Raw genomic sequence first — 23,888 nt, 5'->3', positions numbered from 1 at the left:
ATGTCCGACATCGTTCTGAAGACCGAAAACCTCACCAAGCACTACGGCGGCGTGCACGCGCTGCAGGAGGCGAATTTCGAGCTGCGCAAGGGCGAGCATGTCGCCATCATGGGCGACAACGGCGCCGGCAAGTCGACCTTCGTGCGCCAGATCACCGGCGTCGAGCAGCGCACCGACGGCAAGATCTGGTTCGACGGCAAGGAGGTGAATTTCGCCGGCCCGATCGAGGCGCGCGAGGCGGGCATCGAGACCGTGTTCCAGAACCTCGCTTTGGCCGACGATCTCGACGTGCCGTCGAACCTGTTCCTCGGCCGCGAGAAGGTGCTGTTCAATCTCGGGCCGTTCTCGATCCTCGACCGCAAGGCGATGCGCAAGGCGACCGAGGCTGCGCTTGTCCGCACGGCGGTGAAGATCCCCAACCTCTCCAGCACCATCCGCCACATGTCGGGCGGCCAGCGCCAATGCGTGGCGATCGCCAGGACCGCGACCTTCGCCTCCAAGCTGATCATCATGGACGAGCCGACCGCGGCGCTCGGCGTGCAGGAGACCGCGCAGGTCGAAAACATCATCCGCACGCTGAAGGAGAACGGCGAGCCGTTGATCCTGGTCAGCCACAACATGCGCCAGGTGTTCGACCTGGTCGACCGCATCGTCGTCTTCCGCCGCGGGCGCATCGTCGCCAACCTGCGCAAGCAGGACACCGACGGCAACGACATCGTCGCCTACATCACCGGCGCCAAGACCGGACAGGCGGAGCTGCAGGCGGCCTGACGGCGCGCCACCGCAGGATTAAACAATCATCCGGGCCGCAAGGCGCGGACGTGCATACAACCCACCCTCGAAGGACATTCCATGACACTCCGTTTCGCTCTTCTCGGCGCCGGCCGCATCGGCAAGGTGCATGCCCGCGCCGTCGCCTCCAACCCTCAGGCCAAACTTGTGGCCGTGGCCGATGCCTTCGAGAAAGCGGCGACGGAGCTGGCCTCCGCCTATGGCGCTGAGGTCCGCACAATCGATGCCATCGAGAAAGCCAAGGATATCGACGCCGTCATCATCTGCACGCCGACCGATACCCATGCCGACCTGATCGAGCGCTTCGCCAAGGCCGGCAAGGCAATCTTCTGCGAGAAGCCGATCGATCTCTCGGTCGAGCGTGTCGAAAAATGCCTGGCCGTGGTCGAGAAGACCGGCGCCACGCTGATGGTCGGCTTCAACCGTCGCTTCGATCCACATTTCGCCGCCGTGCGCAAGGCGATCGACGACGGCGCCATCGGCGATGTCGAGATGGTGACCATCACATCGCGCGATCCGGGCGCGCCGCCGCTCGACTACATCGCCCGCTCCGGCGGCATTTTTCGCGATATGACCATCCATGATTTCGACATGGCGCGCTTCCTGCTCGGCGAGGAGCCCGTAGCCGTCAGCGCCCACGCTTCGGTGCTGGTCGACAAGAAGATCGGCGAAGCCGGCGATTTCGATTCGGTCAGCGTCATCCTCGAGACCGCGTCCGGCAAGCAGGCCGTCATCTCAAACTCGCGCCGCGCTACCTATGGCTACGATCAGCGCATCGAGGTGCATGGCTCCAAGGGCATGGTCGCGGCCGAGAACCAGCGGCCGGTATCGATCGAGCTTGCCAACGACAAGGGCTACACCCGCCCGCCGCTGCACGACTTCTTCATGACCCGCTACATCGATGCTTACGCCAATGAGATCGCGGCCTTCATCGCCGCGGCGACTGCCGGCAAGAAGGCGGCGCCGAGCGGCAAGGACGGGCTGATCGCGCTCAAGCTGGCCGACGCGGCTTTGGAGTCGGCGAAGACGGGCAAGACCGTCCGCATCGACTAGTCCGGCCGGGCGAACGCTTGAAGGATGGTCGGTTTGTTGGTCTGCAAGGGTTGGCGATTAGCCGGAACATCCATCGCGTCGTCATCCACGGGCGGAGCAAGGAGCGAAGCGACGCGCGCAGACCCGAGGATCCATGCCGTTACGTTGAAACGATGCTGACGGCGCAGAATTCTGCTCCGCCCCGTTCTGCGGCCGGGGTCACGGAATGGATCCTAGGGTCTCCGCGCGTCGCTTCGCTCCTGCTTCGCCCTAGGATGACGAAGTCGAGGGCTCTTCGACCAAGCTATCAACGTTGCGACAGGACACCGGGAAGCCGATTGGAACGTCAATGAATCTCGAAATCCATTTGGTAATTCAAAACACAGGAGCACAGCGATGAGCGGTTTGGCCGGTCGCAATTCAGAAACACGCGCCATTGTCACCGGCGGCGCGCAGGGTATCGGCTTCGCCGTCGCCGAAGCGCTTGCAGACGAGGGCTGCCGCGCGCTCGCGCTGATCGGCCGCTCGCAGGAAAAGGGCGACAAGGCGGTGGCAGTGCTGAAGAAAAACGGCGTCGACGCCATCTTCATCAGCGCCGATGTCGCCAAGGTCGCCGACTGCAAGCGCGCCGTCGCGACGGCGCTTGAGCATTTCGAAACCTTGAACGCGCTGGTCAACGCCGCCGCCACCTCGGCACGCGGCTCGCTGGTCGAGACCTCGGAAGAGCTTTTCGACCAGATCTTCGACACCAATGTGCGCGGTCCATTCTTCCTGATGCAGGGCCTCGTCGCGCATCTGCTCGAACGCAAGGCGCCGGGCTCGATCGTAAACGTGCTGTCGATGTCGGCGCATGCCGGCCAGTCCTTCCTGACGCCCTATTCGACCAGCAAGGGCGCGCTGATGACGCTGACCAAGAATGTCGCCAGCGCCTACCGGAGGAACCGCATCCGCTGCAACGCCGTGCTGCCGGGATGGATGGACACCGAGGGCGAGGCGATCGTGCAGAAGAAATGGCACGGAGCGTCGGATGACTGGCTGGAGAAGGCCGAGGCCGCGCAGCCGATGGGCCAGCTGGTGAAGCCGGCGCAGCTTGCCCGGCTGATCACCTATATGCTGAGCCCCCAGGCCGGTGTGATGACGGGATCGCTGGTCGATTATGACCAGAACATTGCCGGCGTGATCGGGGAGTAATTCGGTACAGCTGAGGTCCTGTTGCAGCAGCATCGCGATTCCCATATAGTCATGATGGTCATATTAGTCATGAGGATGCGATGCTAACGTCACCCAAAGATGCCAACTGGACGGTCGCCGGGGCAAAAGCTCGCCTATCCGAGGTCATCGAGCGCGCACAATCTTCACCGCAGACGATCACCAAAAACGGCAAGCCAAGCGTGGTCGTCGTCTCGGCGGAGGAATGGCAGCGAAAGACAGTACGTAAAGGCACGCTTGCGGAGTTCCTGCTGGACTCGCCGCTGCGTGGCGCCGATATCGACTTGGAGCGGCAACGCGACCAACCGCGTGATCTGCCGCTGTGAGGCTGCTGCTCGATACGAATGTCCTGTCCGAAGTGACAAGGCCGGCGCCGAATGCACGCGTTCTGGAGTGGCTGAACGGGCTCGACGAGGACCGCTCCTTCATCAGTGTCGTGTCGATCGCCGAGATCCGACGCGGCGTTGCCCTAATGGATGAGGGGCGCAAACGCGAGGCGCTGGCCGAGTGGCTCGCCCGGGATCTGCCGCAGCGCTTCGAGCAGCGGGTTTTGCCGGTGGATGAGTCGGTTGCCTTGGCCTGGGGCGACCTAATGGGTCTTGCCAAGCGCAGCGGTCGCGGTCTGTCGTCGATGGATGGCCTGATCGCAGCCACTGCCATCGCTGGTGAGCTCGTCTTGGCAACGCGCAACACGAAGGATTTCGACGGCTTTGGAATCGAACTTTTCGATCCCTGGACGGGATGATCAGGGGCGCCGCCATTGTCGCAGGAAAACCTCTCGATGTATCCATATTGGATCACGATAAGCGCGTCACCTTGGCGTTGGCGTCACGGCGCGGTCGGAAGCCGACGCCCTACAGCTCTTCGCGCTTACCTTCCCGTCCAAAAGTGCCAGCAGCATCAAGATCATCGAGGACATCAATGATCTCGATCAGAACCACGTGCTACCCAATTTGGGTGGGGCGAACTGGCTTCGGCGTGGCATCTGGTTTCCCCAGGGCCACGAGCACATTGCAAGCTGAGACAATGCGCACCCTTAAGACACACGTGACAACCGCCCTCGCATCGACTATATGACCCGCATGATCCACCTGACCGCCTCGTTTTGGTACTTTAGCTACGGTAGCTCGCTGGCGGCGGGAGGATTGCGCTCGATCTGAAAACTCCAGATCAAAATCCGACAAGCCGCCAGACCTGGCGGCTTTTTTGTTTCAGCCGGCAGGTCTCCTAAACCAGGAGCAGAAAGCCGTGTTGACCACCACAGACGACCTTCGGGTCACCGAAATCAGAGCCCTGAGCACGCCCGACGAGGTGATGCGCGAGATACCGCGCTCGCTCACCGCGACGCGCACCGTTGCCGCTTCGCGCAACGCCATCCATTCGATCCTTACCGGGGCCGACGATCGACTGCTTGTCATCGTCGGCCCTTGTTCCATCCACGATCCGGTCGCGGCCGTTGACTATGCCAGCCGTCTGGCGGCGCTGCGCGAGGCCCTGTCCGACCGGCTCGAGATCGTCATGCGCGTCTATTTCGAGAAGCCGCGCACCACGGTCGGCTGGAAGGGGCTGATCAACGATCCCGATCTCGACGGCAGCTTCAACATCGAGAAGGGCCTGCGCATGGCGCGCAATGTGCTGTCGGCCGTCAACAATCTCGGCCTGCCGGCGGCGACCGAGTTCCTCGACATGACGATCCCGCAATACATCGCCGACCTCGTCGCCTGGGGCGCCATCGGCGCGCGCACCACCGAAAGCCAGATCCATCGCGAGCTGGCCTCGGGCCTGTCCTGCCCGGTCGGTTTCAAGAACGGCACCGACGGCAACCTCAGGATCGCCGGCGAGGCGGTGAAATCGGCGGCGCAACCGCATCATTTCATGGCGGTGACCAAGGGCGGCCGCAGCGCGATTGCGGCGACCACCGGCAATGAGGATTGCCATGTGATCCTGCGCGGCGGCATTCAGCCGAACTACGATGCCGCAAGCGTCGATGCCGCCGCCGCCGAGCTCGGCCGCATCGGCGTCGCGCCGCGGCTGATGATCGATGTCAGCCACGCCAACAGCGCCAAGAAGCCGGAGAACCAGCCCAAGGTAGCGCATGATGTGGCGGGTCAGGTCGCAGCGGGCGACGAGCGCATCATCGGCGTCATGATCGAGAGCAATCTCGTCGCCGGCCGCCAGGACGTCGTGCCCGGCAAGCCGCTCGTCTACGGCCAGAGCATCACCGACGGCTGCATCGACTGGGCGACCACGGAGACCGTGCTGCATGGCCTCGCCGGCGCTGTCGAATGGCGCCGGTCGGTGAAGCGCGAAATGCTCGCCAGCCGTCAGGGCGCGGCATAAGCCCAATGGAGAGGGCGGCGGTCACGCCGCCCTCAATCCTTCCCAGGCCGTAAATATTGAAACGGCAAACAGCAGCAGCCCTGCGGCACGGCCTGCAAGTATGGTCGCCTGCGGATTGTCGACCAGCAGCCCCCGGCTGCGGCCGGCGGTGACGGCAAGCCCGCCATAGATCGCCGCCTGTGTGGCGACCGTCAGCAATCCCATGATCGTCGCCTGCATCCAGATCGGACCGTAAGCCGGCTTCAGGAATTGCGGATAGACGGCAAGGATGAAGAGATAGGCCTTCGGATTGATCAGGCAGGTGACCAGACCCTGGCGAAACGCTTTCCAGGCCGAGCGGCTCCCCGTGGGCCCATCATCGCCGACGGTGATCGAGCTGCGCATCAGCGAAATGCCGATATAGGCCATATAGGCGGCGCCGGCGACCAGCAGCGGCGTGAACAGGACCGGCACGAAATGCATGAGCAGGCCGACCCCAATCGCCCCGTTCAGCGTGTGCACCGCGCCGCCCAGCATGATGCCAGCGGTCGCCGCCAGACCTCGATTGCTGCCGCCGGTCAGCGCATTGGCGAGCACGAACAGCATGTCCATGCCTGGAACGGCGATGATGCCGAACAGAAGCACGAAGAACAGCCAGAGGTTTTCAGCGTAGCTCATGTCAGTTGCCTGTCGCTTCGCCCGCCGGGCAAAAAGGAATCTGTTGATTTTTGAAGCGTATAGGCGGCCCTATAGGTCACGCCAACTGACGAGGATGTGTCAGTTGCGTTTCGGTTGAGTGGAAAAATGCGCAAGGCTTCGCGCCTGTTCGAGATCATCCAGATCCTGCGTCTGGCCAGAAAACCGGTGACCGCCGCTGCGATGGCCGGACAACTGGAAGTCACGGTGCGCTCTATCTATCGTGACATTGCCGCGCTGCAGGCGATGCGCGTGCCGATCGAGGGCGGGCGCGGCATTGGCTACATCCTGCGTCCCGGCTTCGACCTGCCGCCGCTGATGTTTTCCATCGAGGAGATGGAAGCGATCGTGCTGTCGCTGGCGCTGCTCGAGCGCACCGGCGACGCCGAGTTGAAGCAGGCGGCGAAACGCGTCGGTGCCAAGATCGCCGGCGCCGTGCCGCCGCCCTTGCGGCAGACCCTCGACGCCAACGCCCTTCACGCCTGGGGTTTTGCGGCGCCTTCCGCTTCCGCCGTCGACCTTGCGCAGGTCCGCCGCGCCATCCGCGACGAGGAGAAGCTCGCTCTCTCCTACCGCGACGAGGCGGGACGGGCGAGCGAGCGCATCATCCGTCCGGTCGCGCTGATCTATTATGCCGAGACCGCCAACATCGTCGCCTGGTGCGAATTGCGCCAGGCCATCCGCAATTTCCGCAGCGACCGCATCGAGGATTGCCGGCCAACGAACCTGTGGTTCAAGGGCGAGGGCGACCGGCTGCGGCAGGTCTGGGTCGACGGCTGGGAAATCAATGCCGCGGCCGGCGGCAACTGAGGCGCTGCCCCGGCTTCAGGGCACGATGCCGCGGCAGGCCCAGGCGACATTGGCGAAGGATCGCGGGCCGTCGGGCCGGCCGGCCTGATAGGCATCGCGCATGGCGGCCTCGACACGCTGCCGCTCGGTCGTATCCAGTGTGGTGATGTATTTGCCGAGCGGGCCTTCTCCGGCGCCGATCGGCGCCCAGAGGTCGTCGAAATCCGCGTAGTCCATGCGGATCATCAGCTCGGCCTCGGTGACCTCGAGGAGACCCTGTTCGACAAAGGTCCGCTTCATCTCGCCCGGCTGCATCATCGGCTGGAAGCAGTAGCGGCTGCGCATCTGTCGTCCGCTTTCGCTGAGCGCGGCAATCGTGTCGATCATCATGCGCATGCCGGTCATGCCGCCGTAATGGTCCCAGACCACCGCGGCGACCACGCCGCCCGGTCGCACCACCCGGCGCATCTCGGCCACCGCCTTGCCGGCCTCGGGCACGAAATGCAGCACCAGCAGCGCCAGCGCGCGGTCGAATGCATTGTCCGCGAAAGGCAGCGCCGTGGCATCGGCCTGGCTGATGGTGATGCGCGGATCGGTGTTTTTCTCCTTTGCCGCCGCGACGAAGACCGGGGAAAAATCGATGGCCTGGATCTCGGCAAGATCGGCCGATTTCGCCAGCTCGAAGGTCAGGCTCCCGGTGCCGCAGCCGACGTCGAGGATTGTCTCGCCGGCGGCCAGACCGGCGAAGTCGATGAATTTGGGCGCGAGCCTTTGGCTCCAGCGCCCCATGAGCTGCTCATAACCGGATGCGGCATGGACGGTGAAGGTGGACGTCATCGGAGCCTCCCATTTATGAGCTTAAGCTAAACGACGGCGCAACTGCTGCATAGGCGCTAGTCAATTTGCAAGATGGCAAAGGCAGCCGGAACGGGTCGGCGCTTATGTAGGCGATTTCACGGTCGAGACCGACTCCCGCTCCACCAGCGGGCACTCCAGCTTGGTGATGGGATAGCGGCCGCGGCCGGGCGTCGGCGGGGTTTCGAGCTGCTCGATCGCCCATTGGCCCATCGCCAGATGCGGCAGGATCGAAGTGGTTAGCGGCGGGAACAGATGGCGCGCGATCTCCTCGTCGTCATAGCCGACCACCGAAATGTCCTGCGGGATATGCAGGCCGGCTTCCTTCAGCGCCTCGTAGCAGCCGATCGCCGTGCGGTCGTTCTGGCAGAAGATCGCGGTCGGACGCTCCTTTAGCCCGAGCAGCTTCACCGTCGCGGCATAGCCGGCGCTGGCCGACCAGTCGCCCTCGACCACCAGCTCCGGGTCGAACGGGATGTCGGCGGTGGCCAGAGCGCGGCGGTAGCCCTTGAGCCGATCCTGCGCGGCCTGCATCCACGGCTCGCCGGTGATGGTGGCGATGCGGCGATGGCCGTGCGCGATCAGGTGCCTGGTCGCGCTCTGGCCGCCGGCGATCTCGGAGGGAACCACGGCCGGGAAGGCATAGTCGGCGGTGTAGCAATTGAGCAGGATGACGGGGATCTCGAGGCTGTAGAGGAAATCGGGCGCCGTGATCTCGCGCGTGAAGATGGTCATGTAGATCAGCGCCGAGATGCCGCGCCTGGTCAGCGCCTGGATGGCGCGCGGCTCCATCACCGAATCGCCCATGGTCTGCGCCACCAGGAGCACGTTGCCGGCGTTCCACGAGGCCTGCCGCGCGCCCTCGATGGCGACCACCGCCTCGGGGCTGGTGGCGAGCTGGTCAACCGCGAACCCGATGACGCCATCCAGGCCTTCGAACGGCGTCACCGGCGGCCTGAGCGCCGAGAAGACCGGTGGCGAGTAGCCGAGCGCCTTGGCCGCCTCGATCACCCGGTCGCGCGTCTGCTGCGACAACCTGATCCCCGGCGAATTGTTGAGCACGAACGACACCGTCGCCTGCGAGCAGCCGGCTGCGCGCGCAATGTCGGTCATGGTGACACGGCCCTTGGGCTTGGCGGCCGGCTTGCGGCGCCTGGAGGCTCCGGGAGGATCGCGCAGTTCCGTCGGTTCACTCATGGTCGTTTCCCAAACCCAGCCGGCTCTAGAGCAAAGGCGGCGGTAACGGCAAGATGGTCGAGGCCGTCGCGTTTATCGAGACTGCGCCAACTAATATATATTAGCAGGCATGACATCCAAATCGCCGGCTACGCCGCTTCGCGACGAAACCAGTCAAACAAGGTCAGCAATGCTGACAAATCGGCCATTTTCCGCACGGCAGCAAGCCTTGCCGCGCTCGCTCTCCTCACTCTCCGGCGCGTCCTTCGACCAGCGTCTCCTCCGCTTCGAAAGCGCGCCTCGCGGCTTCATAACTAATAGTCTTTACTAATAGCGGCAAGCGTTCTACTGTCAACTCGCCGTGGCTGTCCGGGCATCCGTTCGGCGTGGCAGGTGCGAGGGACGCTTGCTCAAAATCCGGCTTTTATCGCCGGTTTGGGCCAGCATCCATTCTCACGAAAATGTCAGACAAATCGGACTATTTACGAACGCCGCATGAGTGTCTAGTGTCTCGACCGCGGCCCGATCGGCACCGTTCTTAAGTTGGCGGACCTTTGCGCCAGACCCTTGAGGAGGAGGGTTGTCCGGACCGCGGCCGAGACATCGGCGACGAGTTCTACAGTCAGGTTCTACAAGGGAGGTTGAACTATGAAATCCATGATCCGTAACGCATCTGTCGCCGCGGCGGCCCTGCTCATCGGGCTTGCGGCCACGGCGGTTGCCCGCGCGGACGACAAGCCGACGCTGGCCTTCGTCGTCAACGGTGCGTCAGACTTCTGGAAGGCGGCGGAAGCCGGTGTGAAGAAGGCACAGGGCGAACTGCCCGACTACAATCTCGAGCTCAAATATCCGGAACAGTCCTCTGTCGCCATCCAGCAGCGCCTGATGGACGACCTGGTGACGGCGGGCGTCAAGGGCATCATGGTCTCGGCCGTCGATCCCAAGACCTCGACCGACGGGCTGAACAAGATCGCCTCGGAAACCGCGCTGTTCACCACCGACTCCGATGCGCCGCAGACCAAGCGTGTCGCCTATATCGGCTCGTCCAACGTCGATGCCGGCAAGCAGGCGGCCGAGATCGCCAAGAAGGCGATGCCGGACGGCGGCAAGTGCCTCGGCTTCGTCGGCCTGCTCGGCGCCGACAACGCCAAGGAGCGCATCCAGGGCATGAAGGATGGGCTCGCCGGCAGCAAGATCGAGCTGGTCGACGTGCGCGGCGACGATATCGACCAGGCGCGCGCCAAGAAGAATGTCGAGGACGCGCTGGTCGCCAGCCCCGACATCACCTGCATGGTCGGCTTCTACTCCTACAACACGCCGCGCATCTATGAAGCGCTGCGCGACGCCGGCAAGCTCGGCCAGATCACCGTCGTCGGCTTCGACGACGATCCGATCACGCTGGGCGGCGTCAAGGAAGGCACCGTCGCCGCCACCGTGGTGCAGCAGCCCTTCGAGTGGGCCTATCAGGGCATGAAGCTGATGGCCGCCTATCTCAAGGGCGACAAGTCAGGCATCCCGGCCAATGGCCTGATCATCATCCCGACCAAGATCATCGGCAAGGATGATGTCGACGCCTACGCCGCCAACCTCAAGGCGATGCAGGGCAAGTAAGCCCGGCACAGTTGCGCCGGCTCAAGGGGTTCCTTGAGCCGGCGTTCATATTGACGGACCCGCCAAGGCCGGTCAGTCTGTGGCCCACCGGCTGCTGTCAGGCGCGATGACCTCTACCGACACCACTCACCCAGACACCGCTCCGTTCCTGAGCCTCGAGGCCGTGCGCAAGACCTATCCGGGCGTTGTCGCGCTGGACAGGTTCTCTATGGAGGTCCGGCCCGGCGAGGTCATCGGCCTTGTCGGCGAGAACGGCGCCGGCAAGTCGACGCTGATGAAGATCCTAGGCGGCGTGACGCGGCCGGACAGCGGCACCATCACCGTCGACGGCGTCGCGCATGACGGGCTGACCGTCGAGCAGAGCATCGGCTCCGGCATCGCTTTCGTGCACCAGGAATTGAACCTTTTTGAAAACCTCGACGTCGCCGCCAACATCTTTTTCGGCCGCGAGCCGCTGAAGGCCGGGCCGTTGAGGCTGGTCGACCGCGCCAAGCTGCGCGACATGGTGGCGCCGCTCCTGAAGCGCGTCGGCGCCAATTTCTCGGCCGACGCGCCGGTCGCGTCGCTGTCGCTTGCCCAGCAGCAGATGGTCGAGATCGCCAAGGCGCTGTCGATCAGGGCCCGCCTTGTGATCCTCGACGAGCCGACCTCCAGCTTGCCGATGGCGGAAACCGAGAAGCTGCTCGACGTCATCAAGGGGCTGAAGGCGCAAGGCATCAGCGTCATCTTCATTTCGCACCGGCTGCATGAGATCGAGCGCGTCGCCGACCGCGTCGTGGTGCTGCGCGACGGCACGCTGGCCGGCACGCTGGCGAAGGACCGGATCAATCACGACGAGATGGTCAGGCTGATGATCGGCCGCATGCTGAAGGAGCGCGAGAAAGCGGGCGAAGCCACGCGCGCGCCGGGCAGCGTCGCGCTGTCTGCCGAGGCGATCCGCACCAGCACCTATCCGGACAGGCCGGTCAGCATCGAGCTGAGGCGCGCGGAGATCCTCGGCCTCGCGGGCTTGGTCGGCTCCGGCCGCACCGAACTCGCGCGTGTGCTGTTCGGCATCGACGAGCGTTTGGCCGGCAGCGTCACGCTCGACGGCAAGCCGCTCAATGTCGGATCGGCCGCTGACGCGGTGGCGAACGGCATCTTCCTGGTGCCGGAGGACCGCAAGCTCACCGGCATATTGCTCGATCTCTCGATCGCACAAAACATTACGCTGCCCAACCTGCCGGCCCATGCCAGGCGCTCGCTGGTCTCGCCCGGCGCCGAGCTTGCGACGGCGGAAAAGCAGAAGAAGAACCTCGGCATCAAGGCGCCGTCGGTCCTGACCCGAACCGGCACGCTCTCGGGCGGCAACCAGCAGAAGGTGGTTCTCGCCAAATGGCTGGCGATGAATCCCAAGGTGATGATCCTCGACGAGCCGACGCGCGGCATCGACATCGGCGCCAAGGCCGAAATCTACGGGCTGATGCGGGCGCTGGCCGATGCCGGCGTCGCCGTGCTGATGATCTCCAGCGACATGGAAGAGGTGATCGGCGTCTCGGACCGCATCGCGGTCATGCATGAGGGGCAGATCTCCGGCATCCTCGACAAGGACGATTTCAGCCAGGAGAACGTGCTCTTGCTGGCGGTCGGCAAGAAGCCGAAACTGCTGCAAGCCGCGGGAGGAGTTCAATGAGCAAGAAAGATCTCGGCCTGCTGATCCTGATCCTGGTGGTCGGCGCGGTGGTGACTGCCATCAATCCGCGCTTCCTGTCGGCGATCAACCTCGCCAACACCTCCAACCTCGTCGCTCTGTTCGGCATCCTGTCGATCGGCCAGGCCTTCGTCATCATCACCGGCGGCATCGAATTGTCGGTCGGCTCGCTGATCGCGCTGCTCGGCACGCTGTTCATCGACTTCATCGCGGTGCGCGAATTGGACTGGCCGCTGGCCTTCGTGGTGATCATCGTGCTCGGCGCCGTCATCGGCTTCGTGCATGGCTGGCTGATAACAAGGCTGAAATTGCAGCCCTTCGTGGTGACGCTGTGCGGCCTCCTGATTTATCGCGGCGTGGCGCGTTTCTACACCGCCGACGGCACGGCGGGCTTCGCCTTCGGGCAGAATTTCCCGACGCTCGAGTTCCTGACCGCGGGCCGCTCCTACGGCCTGCCGAACTCCTTCATCGCGCTGATCGTCATCGCCATCGTCATGTGGGTAGTGCTGCACCGCTCGGTGTTCGGCCGCTATCTCTACGCCATCGGCAAGAACGAGGAAGCGGCGAAATATTCAGGCATCCGCACCGGCCGGATCATCATCGCGGCCTATGTCATCTGCGGCGTGCTGACGGCGCTGTCGGCGATCTATTTCGCCATGTACACGCGCTCGATCTCACCGGCGAGCCACGGCCAGTTCTACGAGCTTTATGCCATCGCCGCGGCGGTGCTCGGCGGCTTCTCGCTGCGCGGCGGCGAGGGTTCGCTGGTCGGCGTGATCCTCGGCACCGTGCTGCTGCAGGAGTTGCAGAACCTCGTCAACCTGCTCGGCATCCCCTCGTCGCTCAACTTCGCGGTGATGGGTGGCGTCATCCTGATCGGCGTGCTGGTCGACCAGCAATGGGGCGTCTTCCGCGCCCGGCGCCGCATGATCGAGGCGACGCGCCAGAACGTTGCGGGTGCGCCGGCGGAGTAACCTCGCTCTTCGGACCACGGCCTGATTGGATCGATGCTCGCGGATGAGCCACCGGGGCGCGTGCGGATTCGTCGACGAATTGCAACAACCCGTGAACCGGAAAACAGCCCTTGTCGGCGAATCGGGGCTGGGTTAAGCAATTGGTATCTGAGGGTTCCAAGAACAAAAATGGGAGAAACTACCGTGACATCATCACGTTGGATCACGCTCGCGGCGCTGGCGTTGACCTGTTCGACGCCTGCAATGGCCAAGGACTGGAAGACCGTCTCCGTCGCCATGGAGGGCTCCTACGCCCCGTGGAACCAGACCGACGCCAGCGGCAAGATCGTCGGCTTCGAGGTGGACATCCTCAACGACGTCTGCGCCCGCGCCAAGCTCGAATGCAACATCGTCGCGCAGGACTGGGACGGCGTCATTCCCGGCCTCACCGCAGGCAAGTTCGACATCGTCATGGACGGCATGTCGATCACCGAAGAGCGCATGAAGACGATCGACTTCTCGATCCCCTACGCGTCGTCGCCGGTGGCCTTCCTGGCTGACAAGAACGGCCCGCTGGCCAGCCTGTCCAACAAAGGCAAGATGATCGATCTGTCGAAGGACGACGCCGAATCCAAGGCGGCGCTCGACACGCTGCGCAAGGAGCTCACCGGCAAGAATGTCGGCCTGCAGGTCTCGACCACCGAAGCGACCTTCGCCGACAAATATCTCAAGGACGTCGCTAACGTCCATGAATACAAGACCACCGACGAGCACGACCTCGACCTGATGGCGGGCCGCATCGACGTGGCCTTCGCCGACACCACCTATTTCCTCGGCACGCTGGCCAAGCCCGACGCCAAGGACCTGGAATTCGTCGGGCCGCAATTCAAGGGTGGTCCGATCCTCGGGCCGGGCATCGGCGCCGCCTTCCGCAAGACCGACAAGGACCTGCAGGACATTTACAACAAGGCACTCAAGGCCGCGCTCGATGACGGCTCGGTGTCGAAATACAGCCTGCAATGGTTCAAGATCGACATTACCAAGTAATGTCGCAACGGGAGCAGCCAAGGCTGCTCCCGTTTTTGCATTGAGACAAGCAACCGTCGCCGGGAAGGAAGGCGTAGGTGGAGTTTCTCAACGATCTCAAGGACCAGGTGTCGACGGCCTATGAGCTTTTGGCCGCCGGCTGGGGCGTGCAGCTTCTCTGGGGCATCGCCTGGACGCTCGCCGTCACCGTCGTCTCGATGCTGATCGGGGCCGTGCTGGGCTCGCTGGTGGCGGCGGCCAAGCTCTCGCATCGCGGCGGATTGAGGTTCATCGGCGAGAGCTACACCACCGTCTTCCGCGGCGAACCGGAGCTTCTGATCATCTATCTGTTCTACTATGGCGGCACGCAGGTCCTGACCGGCGTGGCGCGGTCCACCGGGTCGATCGGATCGACCGACATCTTGAACATGCCGAGCTTCCTCGGCGGCGTTCTCGCGGTCGGCATCATTTCGGGCGCCTACCAGGCCGAGGTTTTTCGCGGGTCGTTCTTGGCGATCCATCGCGGCGAATTGGAAGCGGCCCGCGCCTACGGCATGTCGGCCTGGCTGCGGTTTCGCCTCGTGATCGTGCCCCAGGTGCTGCGCCTCGCCGTGCCGGGGCTGGGCAATGTCTGGCAATTGACCATCAAGGATTCGGCGCTGATCTCGGTCACCGGCGTCGCGGAGCTGATGCTCACCGCAAACAAGGCCGCGCGATCGACGCATCATTCGCTGCTTTTCTACACGGTCGCAGGCATCCTTTACCTGGTGATGACCTCGATCTCGACACCGATCTTCGAAAAGGCCGAGCGTTACACCTCGCGCAGTTTCACCCGGCCAAAGTGAGGTGGCGGTGGATCTCGACTTCTACCTTTCGACTATGTGGAGCGTGCTGAAGGCGCTGCCGCTGACGCTCGAGATCTGGTTCTTCGGCATCGCCTTCGGGCTGATTATCGCCACCGGCCTGACCTGGCTGCGGGCTTCCGGCTACAGATTGGGTGAATATTTCACCCGCGCCTATGTCTTCATCTTCCGCGGCTCGCCGCTCCTGGTGCAGCTCTATCTGATCTATTTCGGCCTCTCCCAGTTCGACTTCGTCCGCCACAGCCCGATCCTGTGGCCGATCCTGCGCGATCCGATGTATTGCACGATCGTCGCCATGGCCTTGAACACGGCCGCCTATGAGAGCGAGATTTTCCGCGGCGCGCTGCGGGCGGTGCCGGTCGGACAGATCGAGGCGGCCAAGGCGTTCGGCATGTCGGCCCTCACCCGTTTCCGCCTCGTCACGCTGCCGATCGCGCTGCGGCTCGCTCTGCCGGCCTATTCGACCGAAATCATCCTGATGACCAAGGCGACCGCGCTCGCCTCGGTGGTCACGATCATGGAGATGATGGGAACGGCGCAGAAGATCCAGCACGACACGTTCCGACCGATCGAGGTGCTAACCTGCGCCGGCGTGATCTACCTACTGCTCAACCTGTCGATCGCCCGGCTGTTCGCCTGGGTCGAATACCGGCTGTCGCCGCATCTGCGGCCGCCTCCCGAGCAGAGCCAGCAAATCAGACCCGTACCGGAGGTGTTGTGATGTCGGCAAATGTCGCCGCTGCCGCGAAAGCAGCACCGTCCTCCGGAGAGACGCCCGCCATCAGCGTCAAGGACCTGCGCAAATGCTTTGGCGATCACGAGGTGCTCAAGGGCATTTCGCTGGAAGCCCACAAGGGCGACGTGATTTCCATCCTCGGCTCCTCGGGCTCCGGCAAGAGCACGATGCTGCGCTGTATCAACCTCTTGGAGATCCCTGACTCCGGCGAGGTGCGGGTCGACGGCGAGTTGATCAAGATGAAGCAGGGGCGGGACGGCCGTCAGATGCCGGCCGACATCCGCCAGGTGGAGCGGATCCGCGCCAACCTCGCCATGGTCTTCCAGAGCTTCAATCTCTGGTCGCACATGACGGTGCTCGAAAACCTAGTTGCCGCGCCGACGCATGTTTTGAAGCGGCCGCGCGCGGAGTGCCTGGAGCAGGCCGAGGCCTTGCTGAAGCGCGTCGGCATATGGGAGCGGCGCGACTACTATCCGCCGCATATGTCGGGCGGCCAGCAGCAGCGCGCCGCGATCGCCCGCGCCCTGGCGATGAACCCTAAGGTGATGCTGTTCGACGAGCCGACATCGGCGCTCGATCCGGAACTGGTCGGCGAGGTGCTGCGCGTCATGCGCTCGCTTGCCGAGGAAGGGCGCACCATGCTGGTCGTCACCCACGAAATGAGCTTCGCCCGCGACGTGTCCAGTAAGGTCATGTTCCTGCACAAGGGCGAGGTGGATTCGGTCGGCGAACCGAAGGAAATGTTCGCCAGGCCGCCGACGCCGCAATTCAAGCAGTTCATCGCCAATTTCAACAAGTGAAGCGCTGTCCCCTTCTCCCCCTGTGGGAGAAGGTGGCCGCGAAGCGGCCGGATGAGGGGTGCTGGAAGAAACGAGGCGCTGAAGAATAGGATGCTTCAAGCGCCCATTTCTTCATCGTACCGATCCTTCCAACACCCCTCATCCGTCTCGGCGCTGCGCGCCGAGCCACCTTCTCCCACAAGGGGGAGAAGGGGAGGTTGCGCTAAATCATGTCCGACAGATCGGAAAACGCCATCGCCTTGCGCAGCACCTCGGCGAAGCGTTCGCCGGCGAGCTCCTTGTCGCCGCTGTTGTCGATCGAGGTGACGTCCGGCCCGGTCAGCTTGACGCTGGCGCTGCGCGCCAGACGGGCAAGCACCTCGCCGCGCGATTCGCGGCCGCGCGCCGCCAGCCGCTCGGCGAGGATCTCCGGCGTGGCGGTGATCTCGACCACCGCCAGGTTGGCGTAGCGTTCGCGCAGCGCCGGGATGACCGCGCGGGAGACATTCGCCACGGCGACATGGCCGTTCGCCACCGCCCAGTCGACATCGGCCGGCAGGCCGTAGCGCAGGCCGTGCGCGTCCCAGCACAGCGAGAAAGCGCCGTCCGCCTCCGCTTCGGCAAAGGCAGCGTCCGCCAGCGTGTCGTGGTCCTCGCTTGCCGTGTCGCTCGGCCTGGTGATGACGCGGCGCACGAATTCCAGCCGCGTCTCACCGGCAAAACGCTGCCTGGCGTAGCCGATCACCGTATCCTTGCCGGCGCCGCTCGGGCCCACCACCGCGACGAAGACGCCGTTGCGGATCGGCAGGCTATCGGCCAGCTCGCGCTCGATGAGGGCCGAGACCATCATGCGACCCGGCGGCCCTGGCGCCACACGGTGCGCACGACCGGCACATGGTCGTCGACGCGCACGCGCACAAGGTCGGCGCGGCGGCCGGGCTCGATGACGCCGCGGTCGGTGAGGCCGACCGCTTCGGCCGGGTTCTTCGAGACCATCGCTACAGCCTGGGGCAGCGAAATCCCTTCGACGACATCGCCGAGGAAGAAGGCGGACTGGATCAGGCTGAAGGGGATGTAGTCGGACGAAAGGATGTCGAGCAGGCCGTCGGCGGCAAGCGTGCGCGCCGAGACATTGCCGGAATGCGAGGCGCCGCGCATGACGTTCGGCGCACCCATCAGCACGCCGAGACCCGCCGCCTTGGAGGCTTTGGCCGCTTCTTCCGTCGTCGGGAACTCGGCGACGCGCACGCCCTGCTCGATCGCTTCGTCGACATGGCCGGCGGTCGCATCATCATGGCTGGCCAGCACGATGCCCCGCTCCCGGCACGCGGCCGAGATGAAAACCCGGTTCGGGCCGGAATTGCGGGCCGATTCCGCCATCCGCTTCTCGCAGAATTTCTGGAAGTCGCGGTCGGTCAGCTTCAGCTTGCGCTGGTAGTAATAGGCATAGGTTTCAAGATTGACGAACTGGCGCTGTCCGGGCGCGTGATCCATTAGCGAGGCGAGCTTCACCCTGTCGTCAGTCTCGAAATTGGCGAAAGCCTCGAGGCAGTCCGGCGCCGAGACCTCGCAGCGCAAATGGATGAAATGGTCGGCCCTGACCCGATCCTGGCGCACGCTGTCCTCGATCGCGTCGGCCAGCTTGCGCACGTCGTCGGATTTCAGGTCGGCATCCTCGTCCATGCCGACGCGCAGGGCGTCGAGCACGGTGGTGATGCCGGCGGTCGCCACTTGCGCGTCATGGGCAAGCACCGCGGCGATCGGGTTCCAGCGCACTTTCGGGCGCGGCGCGTAATGACCTTCAAGGTGATCGGTGTGCAGCTCGACAAGGCCCGGGATGATGTAGTCGCCGCCCATATCCTCGCCGGTGCGGGCAGTGCCCGGCTCGACGGCGGCGATCAGGCCGTCGCGCAACAGAAGCGAGCCCTCGACGATTTCGTCGGGCAGCACGATGCGGGCATTGGTGAGAACGGTTTCGGCGGTCATCTCAGGCGGTCCTATCTCGAACGGTCGGCGATCAAATCAGAGCAATTCCAGGAAAAGTGCTTTGCGGTTTTCCGTCCGGAATTGCGTAAAAACTAAAGATAGGGCGGTTCAGCGTTCCGCTGATCCGCCCTAGGCTGTCTTGCGGGCCGGGCCACGGCCAAGCGCATGGTGGGAAAGCACCATGAACGGGGCGCCGGGCTCGCTTTCGACGAACAAGGTCAGCGCATCGACCGGCACCGGCTGGCGCAGTACGTCGGCGAACAGGCCGTCGATCGCCGCGCGAAGACGTGGGCTTTCCTCGGGCCCGACACGCCCCGACAGCGTCATATGGAAGCGGAACGTGTCGAAGACGTAAGGATAGCCCCATTGGCAAAGGTTGCGGAACTCGTCCGGCTTCAGCGCATCGGGGCTGCGGCGCTCGATCTCGGCCTCGGTGAGCGGCGCGCGGAAACTGTCGAAGGCGCGCACCACCTCGCCGGCGAATTCGTTGAGCGGCGCGAACCGCGTTTCCGGCACCAGCGCGAAGAAGCCGTCGATCTGCCCGACGACAAGGCGCGGGATGACGACGGGCGGCGTCGCCTCGGCGAAAGCGTCGAGCGCGGCGCGCAGCGAGGCCTCGGTCTCGTTCGGCGCCAGCCGGAATGGGGCCTTCAGCGTCGCGTGGAACCCGTAGCGTCGGGCCGAGGCAGTGTGGAAGGCGACTTCCGCCGCCGACAGATCGCCCACCGCCTCCACCGGCCGCGTCGCCGCCCCGAACGGGTCGCGGCCCAGCCAGTTGGCGGCAATGCGCGCCAGCTTCTCGTCCTGCCCTGGTGTGTAGTAGATGGCGTAGCGCATCGGCGTTCCTCGTCAAGCGCGCCGCGCCCGAAGGATCATGCGACGCGCTTCAAGTCATTGTCTTGGCAAGTCGTGGGTCCCAAAACGCCAAGGCGTTTGCGGCGACATGCACCGGAACCGCTGCCATAGGTGATTTCCATGACGGATTGACGAAGCTTTCATGGGTTTTCGAAGGCAAGTCCAGCCGCAAGCTCGTTAGCCGACGATTTTCTCCCGGCTGGACCAATGCGCGGTCAGGCCTTCATCAGCCATTCGTGCTCGGCCGCGTTGTGGAATTTCCACGTCCGCTTCGGTCCGGCCATGACGTTGAGATAATAGAGGTCGTAGCCGTGGCATGCCGCGCAGGGGTGATAGCCCTTCGGCACCAGCACGACATCGCCGTCCTCGATCGCCATCGCCTCGTCCAGCTCGCGCACGCCGTTGCGGTCGGCGTCGGTGTAGACGCGCTGGAAGGCAAAACCCTGCGGCGGGTTGAGCCGGTGGTAATAAGTCTCCTCGAGATAGGATTCGGCGGGGAGATTGTCCTGGTCGTGCTTGTGCGGCGGGTAGCTGGACGTGTGGCCGCCGGGCGTGATGACCTCGACCACCAGAAGCGAATCCGCCGGCTTGCCCTCGGGCAGGATGTTGGTGACATAGCGCGTGTTGGTGCCCTTGCCGCGCACCTCCTGGCCGATATCCTCAGGTCTGATGACGCGCACGGGTAGGCCGCCCTTTAGACCCGGCGCCGAGCAGACGGCGAGTTCCAGCTCGGTGTCGGCGGTCACCGACCAGTCGCTGCCTTGCGGCACATAGACCGACCAAGGCTTGCCCTCGAAGGGCGACATGCGCTCGCCGAGCAGCCCGAGATCCTTACCGCCGGCCGAGGCCTTGCCCTTGCCGGTGACGAAGACCAGGCAGACCTCACGGTCGCCCGTCTTGCCGGTCGCCGCCTCGCCCGCCTTCAGCCGATGCAGGTCGAAACCGACATAGGTCCAGCCGGCGCTTTGCGGCGTGACATGCGCGACATGGCCGTGGCCCTTGTCGGCCTTGACGAGCAGTTTCGACATTTTTGTCTCTCCTATCCCTATTCGCTCTGGCGGGTTGGCGACCCAGAGATTTCATCAACTGAAGAGTCCGGCGCAAACCTTCGCGATTGGCCGTGGCCTCCAAACTTCGTCATCCTAGGGCGAAGCAGGAGCGAAGCTCCGTCGCGAAGAACCCTAGGATCCATGCCGTTCCCTCAGTCGAAGGGCGCAGCGGAGCAGAATTCTGCACCGTTTCAACACTTCAAAGTCATGGCATGGATTCCTAGGGTCTGCGCTGCGTCGCTGCGCTCCTTGCTCCGCCCTAGGATGACGAAGCGAGGGGCGTTTCGACGAATCGCCAACGCATGCGGTCCGCCAGGCACGCAGTATCCGATCCGTAGAAGCTTCTGAGCCATGGGTCAGTCATTCTTTCGGTTCAGTGTCGGCCTTGTTCTCCTCGACCGGCTTGTAGAGATAGAAAAACTGCCACACCGCATAGCCGGCGAAGCCGAGCGCGATGACGCCCCAGAACGGCGTGCCGGAGGCGAACTCGATCACCGACCAGATCAGGCAGACGGCGACCACCGCGATGCGTCGCCACAGCGGCCGGAAGAAGGGATGTTCATGGTCTTTCATCGCGCCAATCCAGGATTTGCCCAAAGCGCAACGGATAAACCGGGCGCCCCGACTAATCCACCGTTTAGGCCGGAAACCCTTGCGTCTCCACCGTATAGCCGGCGGCCGTCATCACTCGCATCAGCTCCTTGTGGCCGACTTGCGCCATCTTCAGCGGCGGGTTCTTCTTCGGATCCTGCTCGGCTTCCACCACGAACCAGCCTTCATAGCCGTGATCGGCGAAACGCTGGACGATGGCGCCGAAATCGAGCGAGCCGTCGCCCGGCACGGTGAAGGCGCCGAGCGCCACGGCATCGAGGAAGGATTGTTTCGAGCGATCCAGCCCGTCGATCACGCCCATGCGCACATCCTTCACATGGACATGGTTGATGCGCTTGTGGTGGTTGTCGATGGCGCGCAGCACGTCGCCGCCGGCAAAGGCGAGATGGCCGGCATCGAGCAGCAGCGGAATGCCTTCGCCGGAGTTGCGCATGAAGGAATCGAGCTCTGGCTCGGTCTCGACGACCGCCGCCATATGGTGGTGGTAGGACAGCGGCATGCCCTGCTCGGCGCACCATTCGCCGAATTCGGTGACGCGGCGGCCATAGGCCTTCATCTCGTCGCCGGTAAGCTTCGGCTTGGTGGCCAGAGGCTTGGAGCGGTCGCCCTGGATGGAACGGCCGACCTCGCCATAGACGATGCAGGGCGCGTCGACCGCCTTGAACAGGTCGATCATCGGCTGGATGCGGTCTTTGTTCTTCGCCAACTCCTCGTTGACCAGCGTGCCGGAGAACCAGCCGCCGCAAAGCGTGACATCCGCATCCTTCAGGATCGGCAACATCACCTTGGGGTCGTCGGGAAAGCGGCGGCCCTTTTCCATGCCGGTGAAGCCGGCCGAGCGCGACTGGCGCAGACACTCCTCCAGCGACACGTCATCGCTCAATTCCACGAGATCGTCGTTCCACCATGCGATGGGGGACATGCCCAGTTTGGCTTTCAAGTCGTCACTCCAAATGTCGGTTCGTTGCGAGGCCGCTTCAGCCCTGACGGCTGCCCACGGCTTCCTGATATTTCTTACGCGCGGCGTTCACCTGCGGCCGCGACGAGACTTCCGGCACGGCGACATCCCACCAATGGCCGCCGGCTTCGGTCGAAACCAGCGGGTCGGTGTCGATCACCAGCACGGTGGTCCTGTCGTTCTTCTTCGCCTTGGCCAGCGCCGCCTCCAGCTCGGCGATCGAGGCGACCTTCTCGGCCACTGCACCCATGCTTGCCGCATGCGCGGCGAAATCGACGTCGGGCAGCACCTCGTGGCGCGCGTCCTTCAAGAGATTGTTGAAGTTGGCGCCGCCGGTCGCCATCTGCAGCCGGTTGATGCAGCCATAGCCGCGATTGTCGAGCAGCACGATGGTGAGCTTCAGCCCAAGCATCACCGAGGTGGCGATCTCGGAGTTCATCATCAGATAGGAGCCGTCGCCGACCATGACGACGACCTCCTGGTCGGGCTTGGCCATCTTGGCGCCGAGCCCGCCGGCGATCTCATAGCCCATGGTCGAGAAGCCGTATTCCCCATGATATGAGCCGGGCGCGCCCGCCTGCCAGAGTTTGTGGAGTTCTCCGGGCAGGCCGCCAGACGCATTCAGCAACGTGACGCCCGAGCCCATGGCGCGCTGAACGGCGCCGATCACCTGCGCATCGGAAGGATAGGCAGCGTTGGTCGAGGCCGTCACCTTCGCGGCGGCGGCTTGCCATTCAGTCTTGCCCTTCAGCGCATTGTCGGTCCAGGCGCTCGGCGCCTTCCAGCCCCTCAGCGCTGCGCTGAGTTCTGCCAGGCCCTCGGCGGCGTCGGCGACCAGCGGCAGCGCCCAATGCTTGCCGGCGTCGAACACCTGGGTATTCAAGCCGATGATTGTGCGGCCGGCATTCTTGAACAGCGCCCAGGAGCCGGTGGTGAAATCCTGCAGCCTGGTGCCGACGGCGAGCACGACATCGGCCTCTTCCGCCAGCCGGTTGGCGGCGGAAGTTCCGGTGACGCCGACGGCAGCCATGTTGAGCGGATGATCGTCAGGCAGCGAGGATTTGCCGCCCTGCGTCTCGCAGACCGGAATGCCGGCGCCCTGCACCAGCTTCGCCAGTTCTCCGGAGGCCTGTGAATAGAGGACGCCGCCGCCGGCGATCACCAGTGGCTTCTTCGCGCCCTTCAGCGCTGCGACGGCGGCCGCCAACTCGTTGCGGTCGGGGCGAACCCTGCGCGGCGTCCAGACGCGCTCGGCAAACAGGCTTTCGGGATAATCATAGGCCTCGGCCTGCACGTCCTGGCAGAGCGACAGCGTCACCGGGCCGCATTCGGCCGGATCGGTCAGCACCTGCATGGCGCGGTTCAGCGCCGGGATGATCTGCTCCGGCCGCGTGATGCGGTCGAAATAGCGCGAGACGGGCCGGAAGCAGTCGTTGACGCTCGCCGTGCCGTCGGAGAAATCCTCCGCCTGCTGCAGCACCGGGTCGGGCAGGCGGTTGGCGAAGACGTCGCCGGGCAGGAACAAGACGGGCAACCGGTTCACATGCGCCAGCGCCGCCGCCGTCACCATGTTCAGGGCGCCAGGGCCGATCGAAGAGGTCGCGGCCATGAAGCGGCGGCGGAAATTCGCCTTGCCATAGGCAATCGCGGCATGCGCCATCGCCTGTTCGTTATGCGCGCGGAAGGTCGGCAGTTCGTCGCGGACCTGGTAGAGCGCCTCGCCGATGCCGGCGACATTGCCATGGCCGAAGATCGCCCAGACGCCGCCGAAGATAGGCACCTTTTTGCCGTCTATCTCCGTCATCTGGCGGGACAGAAAGCGGGTCACAGCCTGCGCCATCGTCAGGCGAACAGTCTTCGTCATTTGTCGTTTCCTCCGGCTTTCGTTGACGCCGTTTTCTT

General features: G+C 64.2%; 24 protein-coding genes. 14 read left to right on the top strand and 10 right to left on the bottom strand.

Going from position 1 to position 23,888, the window contains the following annotated elements; genetic code table 11:
• The 6 genes from E5X34_RS21405 to E5X34_RS21380 all read left to right on the top strand — a co-directional run bounded on the left by E5X34_RS21405 (position 1) and on the right by E5X34_RS21380 (position 5,373).
• The gene (locus E5X34_RS21405; protein ID WP_095768022.1) at positions 1-771 is read left to right on the top strand and encodes an ATP-binding cassette domain-containing protein; all 771 of its coding nucleotides are present in this window, start codon (positions 1-3) and stop codon (positions 769-771) included.
• Between the two features lie 81 nt (positions 772-852).
• Positions 853-1,845, top strand: coding sequence for an inositol 2-dehydrogenase (gene iolG / locus E5X34_RS21400; protein WP_292568642.1), 993 nt, complete (start codon positions 853-855; stop codon positions 1,843-1,845).
• Positions 1,846-2,220: 375 nt separating this feature from the next.
• Positions 2,221-3,015 carry an SDR family oxidoreductase gene (locus E5X34_RS21395; protein ID WP_292568640.1) on the top strand — a complete coding sequence of 265 codons (795 nt, stop codon included), beginning with the start codon at positions 2,221-2,223 and terminating at the stop codon, positions 3,013-3,015.
• 80 nt (positions 3,016-3,095) lie between these two features.
• The gene (locus E5X34_RS21390) at positions 3,096-3,359 is read left to right on the top strand and encodes a type II toxin-antitoxin system Phd/YefM family antitoxin (protein ID WP_292568638.1); all 264 of its coding nucleotides are present in this window, start codon (positions 3,096-3,098) and stop codon (positions 3,357-3,359) included.
• Entirely contained in the window at positions 3,356-3,778 is a 423-nt protein-coding gene (locus tag E5X34_RS21385; protein WP_292568636.1) for a type II toxin-antitoxin system VapC family toxin, read from the top strand. Before E5X34_RS21390 ends, E5X34_RS21385 begins: the two co-directional genes overlap by 4 nt.
• A gap of 503 nt (positions 3,779-4,281) precedes the next feature.
• Positions 4,282-5,373 (top strand): 3-deoxy-7-phosphoheptulonate synthase, encoded by a 1,092-nt coding sequence (locus tag E5X34_RS21380; protein ID WP_292568634.1) that lies wholly within the window; start codon positions 4,282-4,284, stop codon positions 5,371-5,373.
• 21 nt (positions 5,374-5,394) lie between these two features.
• Here the strand turns inward: E5X34_RS21380 and E5X34_RS21375 are convergent, their stop codons facing one another.
• A complete protein-coding gene (locus E5X34_RS21375; RefSeq protein ID WP_292568631.1) occupies positions 5,395-6,030 on the bottom strand; it encodes a LysE family translocator in 636 nt (211 codons plus the stop codon).
• A gap of 126 nt (positions 6,031-6,156) precedes the next feature.
• On the opposite strand from E5X34_RS21375, the gene E5X34_RS21370 reads away from it, so the two are divergent.
• On the top strand, positions 6,157-6,858 hold the full coding sequence (locus E5X34_RS21370; RefSeq protein ID WP_292568629.1) for a YafY family protein: 702 nt from the start codon (positions 6,157-6,159) through the stop codon (positions 6,856-6,858).
• 15 nt (positions 6,859-6,873) lie between these two features.
• Here the strand turns inward: E5X34_RS21370 and E5X34_RS21365 are convergent, their stop codons facing one another.
• Both E5X34_RS21365 and E5X34_RS21360 read right to left on the bottom strand, forming a co-directional pair.
• Positions 6,874-7,674: a class I SAM-dependent methyltransferase gene (locus E5X34_RS21365; RefSeq protein ID WP_292568627.1), complete on the bottom strand. Its 801-nt coding sequence runs from the start codon at positions 7,672-7,674 to the stop codon at positions 6,874-6,876.
• A 102-nt stretch (positions 7,675-7,776) separates the two neighbouring features.
• On the bottom strand, positions 7,777-8,889 hold the full coding sequence (locus E5X34_RS21360; protein ID WP_292568625.1) for a LacI family DNA-binding transcriptional regulator: 1,113 nt from the start codon (positions 8,887-8,889) through the stop codon (positions 7,777-7,779).
• 627 nt (positions 8,890-9,516) lie between these two features.
• Between E5X34_RS21360 and E5X34_RS21355 the strand changes: the two genes are divergently transcribed.
• From E5X34_RS21355 to E5X34_RS21325, 7 genes are all read left to right on the top strand, one after another.
• Entirely contained in the window at positions 9,517-10,479 is a 963-nt protein-coding gene (locus E5X34_RS21355) for a sugar-binding protein (protein WP_292568623.1), read from the top strand.
• A gap of 106 nt (positions 10,480-10,585) precedes the next feature.
• The gene (locus tag E5X34_RS21350; RefSeq protein WP_292568621.1) at positions 10,586-12,151 is read left to right on the top strand and encodes a sugar ABC transporter ATP-binding protein; all 1,566 of its coding nucleotides are present in this window, start codon (positions 10,586-10,588) and stop codon (positions 12,149-12,151) included.
• On the top strand, positions 12,148-13,143 hold the full coding sequence (locus tag E5X34_RS21345) for an ABC transporter permease (protein ID WP_095819149.1): 996 nt from the start codon (positions 12,148-12,150) through the stop codon (positions 13,141-13,143). The genes E5X34_RS21350 and E5X34_RS21345 overlap by 4 nt, the downstream gene beginning before the upstream one ends.
• A gap of 183 nt (positions 13,144-13,326) precedes the next feature.
• Complete coding sequence (locus E5X34_RS21340; RefSeq protein ID WP_292568618.1) at positions 13,327-14,169, top strand: transporter substrate-binding domain-containing protein; 843 nt, start codon at positions 13,327-13,329, stop codon at positions 14,167-14,169.
• A gap of 77 nt (positions 14,170-14,246) precedes the next feature.
• Positions 14,247-14,993 carry an ABC transporter permease subunit gene (locus E5X34_RS21335; protein ID WP_292568616.1) on the top strand — a complete coding sequence of 249 codons (747 nt, stop codon included), beginning with the start codon at positions 14,247-14,249 and terminating at the stop codon, positions 14,991-14,993.
• Between the two features lie 7 nt (positions 14,994-15,000).
• Positions 15,001-15,732 (top strand): ABC transporter permease, encoded by a 732-nt coding sequence (locus tag E5X34_RS21330; RefSeq protein ID WP_292568614.1) that lies wholly within the window; start codon positions 15,001-15,003, stop codon positions 15,730-15,732.
• On the top strand, positions 15,732-16,547 hold the full coding sequence (locus tag E5X34_RS21325; protein WP_292568613.1) for an ATP-binding cassette domain-containing protein: 816 nt from the start codon (positions 15,732-15,734) through the stop codon (positions 16,545-16,547). Before E5X34_RS21330 ends, E5X34_RS21325 begins: the two co-directional genes overlap by 1 nt.
• A 202-nt stretch (positions 16,548-16,749) precedes the next feature.
• Here the strand turns inward: E5X34_RS21325 and phnN are convergent, their stop codons facing one another.
• From phnN to iolD, 7 genes are all read right to left on the bottom strand, one after another.
• The gene (gene phnN, locus E5X34_RS21320) at positions 16,750-17,376 is read right to left on the bottom strand and encodes a phosphonate metabolism protein/1,5-bisphosphokinase (PRPP-forming) PhnN (RefSeq protein WP_292568611.1); all 627 of its coding nucleotides are present in this window, start codon (positions 17,374-17,376) and stop codon (positions 16,750-16,752) included.
• Positions 17,373-18,512 (bottom strand): alpha-D-ribose 1-methylphosphonate 5-triphosphate diphosphatase, encoded by a 1,140-nt coding sequence (locus E5X34_RS21315; protein ID WP_292568609.1) that lies wholly within the window; start codon positions 18,510-18,512, stop codon positions 17,373-17,375. Before E5X34_RS21315 ends, phnN begins: the two co-directional genes overlap by 4 nt.
• 129 nt (positions 18,513-18,641) lie before the next feature.
• Positions 18,642-19,349 (bottom strand): DUF1045 domain-containing protein, encoded by a 708-nt coding sequence (locus E5X34_RS21310; RefSeq protein ID WP_292568606.1) that lies wholly within the window; start codon positions 19,347-19,349, stop codon positions 18,642-18,644.
• Between the two features lie 233 nt (positions 19,350-19,582).
• A complete protein-coding gene (gene iolB / locus E5X34_RS21305; RefSeq protein WP_292568604.1) occupies positions 19,583-20,395 on the bottom strand; it encodes a 5-deoxy-glucuronate isomerase in 813 nt (270 codons plus the stop codon).
• Positions 20,396-20,776: 381 nt separating this feature from the next.
• Positions 20,777-20,989 carry a DUF3329 domain-containing protein gene (locus tag E5X34_RS21300; RefSeq protein ID WP_292568602.1) on the bottom strand — a complete coding sequence of 71 codons (213 nt, stop codon included), beginning with the start codon at positions 20,987-20,989 and terminating at the stop codon, positions 20,777-20,779.
• A gap of 64 nt (positions 20,990-21,053) precedes the next feature.
• Entirely contained in the window at positions 21,054-21,968 is a 915-nt protein-coding gene (gene iolE, locus E5X34_RS21295) for a myo-inosose-2 dehydratase (RefSeq protein WP_292568599.1), read from the bottom strand.
• Between the two features lie 37 nt (positions 21,969-22,005).
• On the bottom strand, positions 22,006-23,850 hold the full coding sequence (iolD, locus tag E5X34_RS21290; protein ID WP_292568597.1) for a 3D-(3,5/4)-trihydroxycyclohexane-1,2-dione acylhydrolase (decyclizing): 1,845 nt from the start codon (positions 23,848-23,850) through the stop codon (positions 22,006-22,008).
• Between the last annotated feature and the right edge of the window lie 38 nt (positions 23,851-23,888).

Source organism: Mesorhizobium sp. (assembly GCF_004963255.1).
Classification (GTDB): domain Bacteria; phylum Pseudomonadota; class Alphaproteobacteria; order Rhizobiales; family Rhizobiaceae; genus Mesorhizobium.
Note: the sequence above shows the minus strand (reverse complement) of the source record. Positions and strands in the feature narration are given on the sequence as shown.